Origin of the sequence: Halanaerobium praevalens DSM 2228 (assembly GCF_000165465.1) — a bacterium.
GTDB lineage: Bacteria > Bacillota > Halanaerobiia > Halanaerobiales > Halanaerobiaceae > Halanaerobium > Halanaerobium praevalens.
This window is the reverse complement of sequence record NC_017455.1, coordinates 1,502,635-1,515,312: the sequence shown is the minus strand read 5'-3', so window position 1 is coordinate 1,515,312 and position 12,678 is coordinate 1,502,635. Positions and strand designations below refer to the sequence as shown.

The following is a 12,678-nucleotide window of genomic DNA, read 5'->3' as shown; positions in this document are numbered from 1 at the left end:
TGATAATATTATGGTATTGGAAAGATATGATTTATCAGATTACTTAATTCATTTTGTTAGAAGTATAAATTTATCAGGTGATGATTTACATATGTCTGAAATGTTTCCTAAAGAATTTGGGTTTGATGAAGAATTGGGAGGTGATGTAATATCTCCTTTTTTTTATACTTAGAAGAATTATAAGAAAAAGTCAAATTTTATCTACTTGGTCTTATAGAAACAGAAAACCTACAATATATGGTAAGTATCCTGCTGTTTGTTTTACAGATATGCCATTAGCTGATTTTATAAAAAGTAGTTTTAACAGACTAAAAAGAGGAGAGAAAATTAGTTCTTATGCACTGATTTTTTCTAAAAAACAAATGTTTGACTTAGGGGCTAGACCAGTTGTTTATGGGACTAGTATATCTTGTAGGGATTATTTTGACGAAGGTGGACACAGATTACTTGATCCTAATTTATTTCATTCAAAAGAAATGTATAGATATATATCTTTTAATTTATCTAGAAAACCATATCCTATTGATTGGACTCATGAGAGAGAATGGAGATGGGCTAATTATGATTACATTAATTATGGTATCGATGAGTATTATTTTGAATCTACTGAAATAGATGAAGAAATGGAAGAATTACTTGACAAACGGGAAATGGAACGGATTGAAGATTATGGTCTTAATTTAGATAAAACGAATTTAAAAGGAGTAGGGATATTAGTAAAAAATGAGAAACAAGCTGAAAAGATAGTAAGAGATATTTTGTGGCTTGTAGATAGTAAAAAAATAGATCAAGATTTGTATTCATACATTTTATTATTACCAGATGTAAATGAGAATATTAATACATAAAAAATCAGAGTTAAATAAATTAATTGAAGATCATAGACTTAATCTAAATCCATATTTTAATTTATCATCTTTAGATATAGAAAGAGTAAAAGGTAAATTAAATAAATTATTTAATAAATATCAAAATATATCTTTTCCTAAAATAACACAAAGAGAAGGCACTGGAATATCATTTCCTTGTTTAAGATCAAATAGAAATAAGATTTCAAGAATATTGGTAAAATTAAATTATATAAAGTTTACTAAATGGGGGCGTTATTTAGTTAATCTTCCAATTTGTAATCAGTTTAATGATTTAAAGTTAAATGAACATTTAGCCAAACAAATAGCAGAAGATTTATCTGAAATTTTTAGAGTAGAATTTACTTATTATTCAGTATTGAAACATGGAGTTAGAAATATAAATGAAATCGATATTAATGATGTTCCATTCTATACAGAACCTAATGACATAGAATGTAATTTTGCTCATGAAAAAAAAGATTTTTAGCTATATATTAATACTAAAGATCAAATTTGTACATCGCCTAACAACACCTTAGCGACATCCCAGTTTGAGAGTATAAATGAAAGTTGAGCTAACTTATGTAAGATTGTAATTTAATCAGAAGTTAAAGTATTAGCGGGGACGTCGCGAAGCTGTGGTACGTTAGGAGAAAGACCATGTTAGATGGTGTATCTTTTACTGTAATTAAGATGAAGCGAGTATCGTTATACCATTTAAACAATTTAAATGATGGGGGTTATTATATTGTTTCAAGATGGATTTCCAGTCAATTTAAGAGAAGACTTGTATAAAGTAATCAAACAGATTCCTACCAAAACTTATAATGATGTTAGTATAGGTACAACAGAAGAAATTATTAAATATTATCAAAATGGTCATTTAATTGAATTTCCATATCGAATGTATTTTGATGATATTCCAGATGATAATATAGAAGAATTAAGTATAACCCAAAAAATGATATTACATTGTATTTATTCAAGAAATTGTGATGGTTTTGTTCGCCAAAAGCATATTGAGTTGTTGCTTAATATGAATTATGCAGTTTGGACAATCCCTTATATTATAAAGTTATGTGATGAATATGTTATAGAAATATTAGAAACAATTTATAATAAATGAGGTTCCCCCATTAAATTAGACACATAGTTTAGATAGTTTTCTCTCGTTTTCGTAGTCTTCTGGACTTTTATAATTTAAAGTTGAATGCATTCTGATTCTGTTGTAATAAACAGCTATATATTCGAAAATATCCTGTCTTGCTTGTTGTCTAGTTTTGTAATCTTTTTGATAAATTAATTCTGTTTTTATTGTGGAGAAGAAACTTTCTGCTACTGCATTATCCCAGCAGTCTCCTTTGCGGCTCATTGAAGATCTTATTCCATTTTTCCATAGCTCTTTCTGAAAATCATGACTTGCATACTGGCTGCCTCTATCAGAATGAAAGATCAAACCTTTTTTATGATTTCTATTTTTAATTCCCATTTCCAAAGCATTTATTACAAGCTGCCTGGTCATTCTTTTATTAATTGACCAGCCAACCACTTTTCGTGAATAAAGATCTATTACTACAGCCAGGTAGAGCCAGCCTTCAGCTGTCGGTATATATGTAATATCTGAAGCCCAAACTTTGTTTGGCTTAGATACATCAAAATTTCTATTAAGCAAATTTTCTTTTAGCGGTAAATTGTGATTTGAATCTGTTGTCTTTTTAAATTTCTTTTTCTGAATTGCCTTAAGACCCATTACTTGCATAAGTCTCACAACTCTTTTTATATTACAGTTATGGCCTTCTTTTACCAGCTGACGATGTATTCTTGGACTTCCATAGCGGCCGCTATGCTGCCAGTATATTTTAGCTATTTCTAGTTTCAGTTTCTTATTTTCAATTTCTCTTTGACTGGGTTCTCTATCTAGCCAATCATAGAAACCTGACCGGGAAACTGCTAATACCTGGCACATTTTCGTCACAGGAAATTGATCTCTGTGGTCCCGGATAAAACCGTATATTACTTCGGTTTTTTCGAAAAGATGCCCACTGCTTTTTTTAATATATCACGCTCTAATTTAGTTTCTCTAAGTTCATCTTCAAGCTCTTTTATTTTTTGTTGTTCAGGTGTTAGTTTTTGCTTTCCATTACCAGGAAAAGCATGTTCACCACTATCTCTATATTCTTTACGCCAGCGGGTTAAATTACCGTAATTTATTCCTAGATCATCAGCTATTTCTTGTACTGTCTTATTTGAATTTATGCTAAGTTCAACAGCATCTCTTTTGAATTCTTCAGTGTAACTTCTTCTTTTTCCCATTTTGGGCACCTCCTGAGTTTATTATATATCTTAACTCAGTGTCCTACAAATTGGGGGAGGGTCAAAATTAAAGAATCAAGATACAGAATTATTTAAAAAGTTTTGTTTGGAGAATAATCAAGCAATTTGTAGAGGTTATGATAGAATGGTTAGTTATTGGAATGAATATTACAGATATAAGTATAATAATTTTTATGGATATGTTGGAAGAAAATTGTTTAAAGAATGTTTTGGTTATTCTAAGGCATTTAAAAAACAATAAAAAACAAATATAAATTTTATGGCAGTATAGTATGTGGGCCATGATCCATTGCCTAACATGGGGTTTAAGATTCCACTGTCGTTGCGTCCAAATTCCTTCATTAAGGGCGTCGTCCTAAAATTTAAGAACTTCTTAAACCCCTGGTACGTTATGTGAAATCAGAATATAAATCTTAAAAAATTAATTAAAGAATCTTTACTTAATAGGAGCTCTATATAATGGTATAATGTAAATAGAATCTAATTTTTTGTTTTTCAGTTAAAGAAAGGAGCTTGATTATGTTTGATATTCTTGATGAAAAAAAGAAAAAGATTGAAGAAAAGAGACCACTGCCTAAAAACACATTAAAAAGCTTAAGAGAAAAACTTTTTTTAGAATGGACCTACAATTCGAATGCAATCGAAGGTAATACTTTAACCTTATCAGAAACAAAAGTAGTATTAGAAGATGGTATTACTATAGGGGGAAAAACATTAAAAGAACATTTAGAGGTTGTAAATCATAAAGAAGCTATTAATTACATGGAAGACATAATTAATAAAAATGAAAAATTATCAGAAAGACAAATAAAAAATATACATTACCTAATACTTAAAGGAATAGATGATGAAAACGCAGGTAAATATAGAAATGAGAAAGTAGTAATAAGTGGAGCTGAGCATGTACCTCCTGCACCAGTTTTTATTCATAATCAAATGGAAGAACTAATTAATTGGTATTATGATAAAGGTTCAACTCTTCATACTATAGAAAGAGCCGCCAAATTACACACTGATTTTGTTAAAATACATCCATTTATTGACGGAAATGGCCGAACAGCTAGAATTTTATTAAATTTCGAATTAATAAAAGCTGGTTTTCCAATAATAATAATTAAAAATGAAGATAGGGTTAAATACTATGAAAGCTTAGATAAAGCACATACGACTGGAGATTATAATGATTTTATTGATTTAGTATCTGAATCTGTAAACAGAAGTTTAGATATATATCTAGAAATAATCAATTAAATAATTTAAAATATATTCTGACTTCACATAACATGGAGTTAGCGACATTGAGCTTATTGATTAGAAGTGGGATTAGAGATGACTTATGAAATTAGCAGTTAAAATGTAGGTTAAAAGGGGAGCGGAACGTCGCGAAGCCCAGGGACGTTATGTGACATGTGTCTGAAATTAAAGTAATCTTTTAAGAAAAAGAAAGGAGAAAAAGTAATGAAATATCCTGAACCAACTGTTGGGGCTATTATTTTTAATCCAGACAATAAAATACTCCTCTGTAAATCTCATAAATGGAATAATCAATATATAATTCCTGGTGGACATATTGAATTAGGAGAAGTTTAACTATTTTTACCTCTCTTTCATTCAAAATAATTTAGTTGAATTTAATTTCAATTATTAATTCATAAATAATAAGGATAACTGGAAATACGATCAAAGTTATAAACAAATAAAATTATAAAAAGTAATTAAGTAAATCAAGCTTATTAAAATTAAAGTATAATTTAATCTATCAATAAGAAAATTTTTAATCTCTAAAGTCTTATATAAAATAATAATCTCATGATTACTAGTAAAATATAATTATTAAGGAAGGAGAGATTAAAAATGAAAATTATATTAAAAATAATGATTAGTTTAGTCAGTGGCGGTGCAATAACTGCATTAACTACTGTCCCTTTTATCTCAATGATTATAGGTCTAGCAGCTTTTCCAGTTCTTAATATTCCTGGTTTTGAAAGTACTGGAAAACATGTTGAATATGGTTTTATGTGGGTGACTTTAAAATCAATTGAAAGTTGGATATTACTTATATCTTATTTTTCAATTATTATTTTTATCATTCTTATTAGTTTTTTTAAAAACTAAATATGATAAATAATTAAGGCTAGTCGAATATGAAATTATTATTGAAAGCTTTTATTTGATTAGCTTTAGTTAAATTTAAAGGAGGTAAAAAATGAATAATAAAAGTAGTGAAATAATTAAATTTTGGTTTGAAGAATTAAAGCCAAAACAGTGGTTTATTTCATCTGAAGAGCTTGATTATAGGATTTATAAACAATTTGGTGAGATTCATGAGGCTGCAGCTAATGGAGAACTTGAGGCTTGGCGGCAAACCCCAGCAGGAAGCCTAGCAGAAATAATTATATTGGATCAGTTTTCTCGCAATATTTATCGAGGAAAACCAGCTGCATTTAAGAATGACCTTGGTGCTTTAGTTTTAGCACAAGAAGCTCTGAGCAAGGGTTTCCCTAAAAAAGTAGAAACTTTAAAACGTAGTTTTTTTTATATGCCCTTTATGCATAGTGAATCTTTAAAAATACATGAAACGGCAGTTAAACTTTTCAATGAGCCTGGAATGGAAGAAAATTTTAAATACGAAATAAAGCACAAGCAGATAATAGAAAGGTTCGGACGATATCCCCATCGTAATGAAATACTTGGAAGAAAATCTACTGCAGAAGAAATTGAATTTCTTTCTCAGCCAGGCTCATCTTTTTGATATTTTTATTATAATAAATTAAATTGCTGTCAATCTATGTTTAAAAATAAAACTAAAAATATACTGGATTATAATTTTCAATTTAAAAATATAAGATAAAAAAGAGAATTATTAAAGCTTGTTAATTTCAGATCATGTTTTTCCTTTTTTATCACAGTAAAGTTAACTTAATATAATATTTTCTATTATTTGACAAGTAAAGCAGATAGTAATAAAATAATACTTGGAATATTTGCAAAATGAGGTATTGGCTATTTCTGCTTATTTTAACTATGCCTACCTTAATTTTTAAAATCGTATTTAAATGGGAAGGGGGATTTAATTTAGTTTAGCTAAAATTAGATTTTAAATTAAAAATTTTAACTAAAAAACTAGGAGGAAGAAAATGTCAGATAATAAAAAGAATACAGCTGAAAAACAAACAAAAAAGAAATTTAGCTTTCCCACGGCTTTTACAGTATTATTTATAATTTTAGTAATAGCAGCAGGATTAACTTATATTGTCCCTGCAGGACTATACTCAAACTTAGAATATGTACCAGGAAATGATTCATTTTTAGTTAAAAGTTCAACAGGTGGAAGTGAAATGATTCCAGCTACCCAAGAAAAGTTAGATGAACTTAATGTTAAGATTGATTTACGCAAGTTTAGAGATGGAAGTATTAAAAAACCAATTGCCATTCCAGGTACTTATCAAAAAATAAAGCAAAGTCCACAAGGCCCATTAGATATAATTATGGCTCCCATTGAAGGTGTAATGGATACAGTAGATATTATGGTTTTTGTTTTAATTCTTGGTGGAATTATAGGGATCATTAATAAGTCAGGAGCTTTTGATGCAGGGATAGCATTTCTTTCAAAGAAAACCGAAGGTAAAGAATTTGTACTTGTAATTTTAGTTTCAGGCTTGATTGCAGTTGGAGGTACTACCTTTGGTTTGGCCGAAGAAACAATAGCTCTTTATCCAATTTTGATGCCTATCTTTCTTGCTAATGGCTATGATGCTATTGTGGCAATAGCTGCTATTTATTTAGGTAGTTCAGTTGGAACAATGTTCTCTACTGTTAATCCATTTTCAGTTGTAATAGCCTCAGATGCAGCCGGTATAGCCTTTACAGAGGGAATAGTATTTAGACTAGTTAGTTTAATTTTAGCAATGATTATAACCTTGTTATACATATATTGGTACTCTAAAAAAATTAAAAAAGATCCTCAAAACTCTTTAGTCTATGAAGACTATGAGAAAATAGAAAAAAGATTTTTAGAAGATTATGATCCAGATGAGGTTAAAAGATTTAATTGGCGTAGAGTGTTAATGTTAGTCGTATTTTTAGGAGCATTCCCAGTTATGATTTGGGGAGTAGTCACTGGAAAATTTTGGTTCGCTGAAATGTCAGGTCTCTTTTTAGTAGTGGCTTTTTTAACAGCATTTTTATCAGGTTTTTCCGAGAAAAAAGCTGTAAATACATTTGTAGAAGGAGCTGCAGACTTAATCGGAGTTGCTCTCATTATTGGAGTTGCTAGATCTATCAATATAGTAATGGATAATGGAATGATTTCCGATACCTTACTTTTTTATACTTCATCAATAGTAGAGGGGATGAGTGGAGGTTTATTCGCAAGTGTACAAATGGTACTATTTAGTTTCTTAGGTTTCTTTGTACCTTCATCTTCAGGTCTAGCTGTACTTTCAATGCCTATTATGGCACCATTAGCAGATACTGTAAATATTTCTAGAGATATAGTAGTAACTGCTTATAACTGGGGTCAAGGTTGGATGTCCTTTATTACTCCAACAGGTTTAGTATTAGCAACCTTAGAAATGGTAGGAGTAACTTATGATAAATGGTTAAAGTTTGTTTTACCTTTAATGGGCATAATCGGTGTTTTTTCTATAATTATGTTAGTGATTCAAACAATGGTCTAAAAAGGAGATAATTTAGATGAATAAAATCATAGAAAGATTTAAAAAATATATAGCGGTGGATACAAGGTCTGATAGTAATTCAGAAACTGTACCAAGTACTAAGGGCCAACTAAAGCTAGGGAAGATTTTAATAGAAGAATTAAAAGAATTAGGTTTGGAAAATATAATTCAAACTGAAAAAGGATATATTTATGCTTCTTTAGCAGCTAATATAGAAGAGGAAGTCCCAACAATAGGATTTATAGCTCACCTTGATACAAGTCCTGATTTAGATGGTAAAGTTCTTAACCCTAAGTTTGTAGACTATAAGGGTGGAGATATCAAATTAAATGATAAATATAGTTTAACTGTAGAAGAGTTTCCAGAATTAAAGAATTTGAAAGGCCAAAAATTAATTACTACAGATGGAACTACCCTTTTAGGAGCAGATGATAAAGCTGGAATAGCTGAAATTTTAACTGCTTTGGAATATTTGGTAGAAAATCCAGAAATTAAGCATGGAACTATTAAAGTTGCTTTTACACCAGATGAAGAAATTGGTAGAGGAGCAGATCATTTTGATTTAGAAAGTTTTGGTGCCGATTTTGCTTATACTTTAGATGGTGGCCCTTTAGGTGAATTACAGTATGAAAACTTTAATGCAGCAAGTGTTAGTCTTAAAATACAGGGTAAAAATGTTCATCCTGGTACAGCTAAAAATGTAATGGTCAACTCAATTAAAATTGCAATGGAATTAGATTCCATGTTACCAAGTGCAAAAGTACCAGAACATACAGAGGGCTATGAAGGATTTTATTTACTTGATGAAATCGAGGGGAATGTAGATCAAACTAGTTTAGAATATATAATTAGAGATTTTTCTCTAACAGAGTTTGAAAACAAGAAAAAACAAATGCAAAGAATAGTTGATTTTTTAAATAAAAAATATGAAAATAGAATAGAGGTAAATATAGAAGATAGTTATTATAATATGAAAGAAAAGATAAAACCTCATTTTCAAATAGTAGAGTTAGCTAAAAAATCAATGGAAGACTTAGAAATAGAAGTAGATATTAAACCAATAAGAGGAGGAACAGATGGAGCCAGACTTTCTTATATGGGCCTTCCAACTCCTAACCTTTTTGCTGGTGGCTATAATTTTCATGGTAGATTTGAGTTTATTCCAGTAGAAAACATGGAGCTGGCTTCAAAATTGATAGTCAAAATTGCAGAAAATATAGTTCAAAGTTCAGACATAGATTTTAATTAGGGAGGCTGATAAAGATGAATAATTTAGAAAATTTAGAACCTGAGCGAGTATTTCATTACTTTTCTGAAATAGCAAAAATTCCTAGATGCTCAGGTGATGAAAAGAAAATTAGTGATTATCTTAAAAAGACTGGTCAGGACTTAGGATTAGAAACAATCCAAGATGAATTGAATAATATAATAATCAGAAAAAAAGCTAGTCCAGGTTATGAAAATTCTCCAGGAGTAATTATTCAAGGACATATGGATATGGTTTGTGAAAAAGAAGAAGGAATAGAACATGATTTTTCAACTGATCCCATTGATGTTCTAATTGAAGATGATTTTTTGAAAGCAAATGGTACAACTTTAGGTGCAGATAATGGAATTGCAATTGCTATGGGATTAGCGATTCTTGAAGATGATAATCTTGAGCATCCTGATTTAGAACTTTTGCTTACTGTAACTGAAGAAACAGAAATGGATGGAGCTCTCGGCCTTAAACCAGATTTACTAAAAGGAAGCAGACTTTTAAATATTGATTCTGAAGAAGAAGGATTTTTAACAGTCGGTTCAGCTGGAGGAGAGCTTATTCAGGCTATTTTAGATATTAAAAGAGAAGAAGTAGCTACTGCTTATCAAGAAGTAAATATTACAATTACAGGTTTAAGTGGTGGTCATTCTGGTATGGAAATAGATAAAGGAAGAGCAAATTCCTTAAAAATAGCTTTAAAAGTTTTAACAAATTTAAAAGAAAAATTAGATTTAAAATTAGTTAATATAAATGGTGGAACTAAAGATAATGCTATTCCCAGAAAAGCAAAAATCAGTCTGGGAATTAAGGCAGAAGCTTATCCAAAACTAAAAAAAGAAATTGAAGCCATTGAAAAAGAGCTGAAAAAAAATTATCCACAAGAAAATCCAAAAATTATTTTAGAAAAGTCGGCTGAAATTGTTGAAGTTTTAAGAGATCAAGACTTAGAAGCTGTTATTTATCTTTTACAAAAACTGCCAACTGGAATCAATAATTGGTTAAAAGATAGACCTGAGACAGTAGAAAGTTCAAGTAATTTAGCTATTATCAATACAGAAACAGATAAAATAAGAGTTTATGTTTCGACTCGAAGTGCTAAAGAAAAAGTTTTAAAAGAAATGAGAAATAAGATTACTGCTGATATAGAAAAAGTTGCTAAAGCAAAAATTACAGGTCATTATCCTGAATGGGAATACAAACCTGAATCTGAACTTAGAAATAAAGCAGTAGAAATATATAATAAAATGTATGAAAAAGAAATGGAAGTAATAGTTATTCACGCTGGGCTTGAAAGTGGAGCTCTCAAAAAGACCTATCCCGATTTAGATATTATATCTTTTGGGCCAGATATTTTCGATGTACATGTACCAGCAGAAAAATTAAGTATTTCTTCTACAAAAAGAACATATAATTATTTAAAAAAATTACTTCAAACATTAAAATAATTTATTAATAAAAGCTAAATTAATTTTTAAAGCTTTAAATTTAAACCCTCAGCTCAAAAAAATTGCTATTATAAATATAAAATAGACTTTAAAACTGTTTTGTATTATAATCATGATAGTAATTTATCTAGCTGGGGGTTAATTTATGAAAATAATTAATTATTTAAAAAAGATCTTTAATAATTTACTATTAAGCACTAAAAGATTTCCTTTAGCTGCTTTAGCAGCTTTTATTACCACTTTTATTTTAATGATAGTTATTAATAATAATACGCTTTTTTCTGATCAGAAAATTAAACTTTTAATTGAGTTAGCTTTAACTACTTCTCTTGCTTTCCCTTTATTTTTAAGTTCAAGCTTAATATTTGAACGATTTCCAGAGATAAAAAAGCATTTAATTTATTTTTTAATTTTTTTATTTCTATTAATTTATCATTTATTTATTTTTAAAGACTTTGAATTAGTTTCTATTAGTCGTTTTATTGCTCTAAATATTAGTTTTTACCTTTTAGTATTATTAATCCATTATTTTTATAAGCGAAAAAATTATGAATTATATATAGCTCATATTTTTAGTAAATTTTTTGTAACAATTGTTTATACTGTTGTAATTTTTATTGGTTTAATAACTATTTTATTTACTTTAGATAAATTATTTGAGCTTTCATTAGCCAAAGAATTATATATTAGTTCTTGGCTTTTAGCAGCAGGTATTTTTGCACCGATTTTTATGTTAGCTGGAATTCCTTTATTTAAGAGGGATTTTGACTTAAATGATTACTCATCAGTTTTAAAAATATTAATTTTATATATAATTATGCCTTTACTTACAATTTATAGTCTTATTTTATATCTTTATTTTATTAAAATTATTAAAACTCAGCTTTGGCTTGAAAGTATTGTAGGTCAACTTGTATTTTGGTATTCAATGCTTAGTTTTCTAGTCATCTTTTTTATTAAACCATTTAGAAAAGAAAATAAATGGGTTAATAAATTTATTTTAATTATGCCTAAAATAATTTTGCCACTTTTAATTATGATGTTTTTTGCACTTTCTATCAGGATTAATGATTATGGTCTCACAGAAAATAGGTATTATGTTTTTTTGTTAGGAATTTGGATTTTTTTAGTAATGCTTTATTATAACTTTAGTCAAAAACAAAGAAATACTATAGTAGTTTTTTCTTTAGCAATAATTAGTATTTTAGCTGTTTTTGGTCCTTGGAGTGGATTTTCACTTGCAACTAAAAGTCAAAATCAACGGTTCGAAAATATATTAAGGGAAAATGAATTATTAGAAAATAATAAAATAGTTAAAAAGCCAATTCCAACTACAGCCAAGAAAGAAATTAATTCAATTATTAAATATTTTACTGATAAGCACAGTTTAGAAGCTCTTAACTATTTACCAACTGATTTTAAAAAGACTGAGATGGAAGAGGTATTTGGTTTTAAATATCAAAGATATTATAGTAATCATAATAATTTTTATTATAGAATCCCTTTTAAAGGTAAAATTTTTCAACTTGAAGATTATAATTATTTGTTAGATTTTCAAGTTGAAGGTTCGGAAATTTCAACTTCAAATCAATTAGAAAATGATTTGAGTTTAGATTTTAATTTAGAACAATTTAAACTTGAATTAATTAAAGCTGAAAAAGTTATTTTTAAGCAAAACTTAAAAAATGATTTACTTCAGCTGCAGCAAAAATTGCAAAAATCATCAGAAAAAGATCTAAAAGATTTAAATCAAAATTATATATATGAAAATGAAGCTGTAAAGATGAAAATTGTGTTTAAATATTTATCAGGAGAGCTTAAATCTAATTCAGATTTACAATTATATCGTTTAAATTCTTTTATTTTTATTCAATTAAAATAAAAATAATTTTCTGCGTAAGACTCTGATTGGTTTTTCTGCTGATAAAATCTATAACCAATCAAAATGATTTTTTATTTTAAGAAATTAGTTTTTGGGAGATTCTATAACCATTTAGAGTTCTAAGAAATGATTTAAAGATAATAGCTCTTAGATGCTTGACATTTTAGCTTATATTTCTTATAATCTATATAGATTGAACTTTGGTTTTGAATTAGAATATTTTTTA

Annotated in this window: 13 protein-coding genes and 1 pseudogene; 13 read left to right on the top strand and 1 reads right to left on the bottom strand. The window is 28.3% G+C overall.

Translation table 11 applies throughout. The features are described from left to right. Positions 1-10: 10 nt before the first annotated feature. The 4 genes from HPRAE_RS11190 to HPRAE_RS07010 all read left to right on the top strand — a co-directional run bounded on the left by HPRAE_RS11190 (position 11) and on the right by HPRAE_RS07010 (position 1,977). On the top strand, positions 11-172 hold the full coding sequence (locus HPRAE_RS11190) for a hypothetical protein (RefSeq protein WP_169307639.1): 162 nt from the start codon (positions 11-13) through the stop codon (positions 170-172). Between the two features lie 97 nt (positions 173-269). Further along, positions 270-848, top strand: a complete 579-nt coding sequence (locus HPRAE_RS10925; protein WP_050756000.1) for a hypothetical protein — start codon at positions 270-272, stop codon at positions 846-848. Then, positions 829-1,338: a DUF4427 domain-containing protein gene (locus HPRAE_RS07015; protein WP_041606983.1), complete on the top strand. Its 510-nt coding sequence runs from the start codon at positions 829-831 to the stop codon at positions 1,336-1,338. Before HPRAE_RS10925 ends, HPRAE_RS07015 begins: the two co-directional genes overlap by 20 nt. A 261-nt stretch (positions 1,339-1,599) precedes the next feature. Beyond that, on the top strand, positions 1,600-1,977 hold the full coding sequence (locus tag HPRAE_RS07010) for a hypothetical protein (protein WP_014553528.1): 378 nt from the start codon (positions 1,600-1,602) through the stop codon (positions 1,975-1,977). Between the two features lie 15 nt (positions 1,978-1,992). Here the strand turns inward: HPRAE_RS07010 and HPRAE_RS07005 are convergent. Further along, a protein-coding gene (locus tag HPRAE_RS07005) for an IS3 family transposase (protein ID WP_148220544.1) occupies positions 1,993-3,164 on the bottom strand; the annotation gives its coding sequence in 2 pieces (ribosomal slippage) (positions 1,993-2,906 and positions 2,906-3,164; 1,173 coding nt in all). 137 nt (positions 3,165-3,301) lie between these two features. On the opposite strand from HPRAE_RS07005, the gene HPRAE_RS11185 reads away from it, so the two are divergent. From HPRAE_RS11185 to HPRAE_RS06965, 9 genes and pseudogenes are all read left to right on the top strand, one after another. Further along, positions 3,302-3,439, top strand: a complete 138-nt coding sequence (locus tag HPRAE_RS11185) for a hypothetical protein (protein ID WP_169307637.1) — start codon at positions 3,302-3,304, stop codon at positions 3,437-3,439. Between the two features lie 265 nt (positions 3,440-3,704). Further along, positions 3,705-4,436, top strand: coding sequence for a Fic family protein (locus HPRAE_RS06995; RefSeq protein ID WP_014553527.1), 732 nt, complete (start codon positions 3,705-3,707; stop codon positions 4,434-4,436). A 207-nt stretch (positions 4,437-4,643) separates the two neighbouring features. Then, positions 4,644-4,769 (top strand): annotated as a pseudogene (locus HPRAE_RS11125) (NUDIX domain-containing protein); the annotation flags it as partial. 270 nt (positions 4,770-5,039) lie between these two features. Beyond that, positions 5,040-5,300 carry a hypothetical protein gene (locus HPRAE_RS06990; RefSeq protein ID WP_014553525.1) on the top strand — a complete coding sequence of 87 codons (261 nt, stop codon included), beginning with the start codon at positions 5,040-5,042 and terminating at the stop codon, positions 5,298-5,300. A 91-nt stretch (positions 5,301-5,391) separates the two neighbouring features. Further along, on the top strand, positions 5,392-5,937 hold the full coding sequence (locus HPRAE_RS06985) for a DUF924 family protein (protein ID WP_014553524.1): 546 nt from the start codon (positions 5,392-5,394) through the stop codon (positions 5,935-5,937). Positions 5,938-6,322: 385 nt separating this feature from the next. Further along, entirely contained in the window at positions 6,323-7,864 is a 1,542-nt protein-coding gene (locus tag HPRAE_RS06980) for a YfcC family protein (RefSeq protein ID WP_014553523.1), read from the top strand. Between the two features lie 16 nt (positions 7,865-7,880). Then, the gene (gene pepT, locus HPRAE_RS06975; protein WP_014553522.1) at positions 7,881-9,113 is read left to right on the top strand and encodes a peptidase T; all 1,233 of its coding nucleotides are present in this window, start codon (positions 7,881-7,883) and stop codon (positions 9,111-9,113) included. A 14-nt stretch (positions 9,114-9,127) separates the two neighbouring features. Continuing rightward, positions 9,128-10,570, top strand: a complete 1,443-nt coding sequence (locus tag HPRAE_RS06970; RefSeq protein WP_014553521.1) for an aminoacyl-histidine dipeptidase — start codon at positions 9,128-9,130, stop codon at positions 10,568-10,570. 145 nt (positions 10,571-10,715) lie between these two features. Then, the gene (locus HPRAE_RS06965) at positions 10,716-12,452 is read left to right on the top strand and encodes a DUF4153 domain-containing protein (RefSeq protein WP_014553520.1); all 1,737 of its coding nucleotides are present in this window, start codon (positions 10,716-10,718) and stop codon (positions 12,450-12,452) included. Positions 12,453-12,678 lie beyond the last annotated feature (226 nt).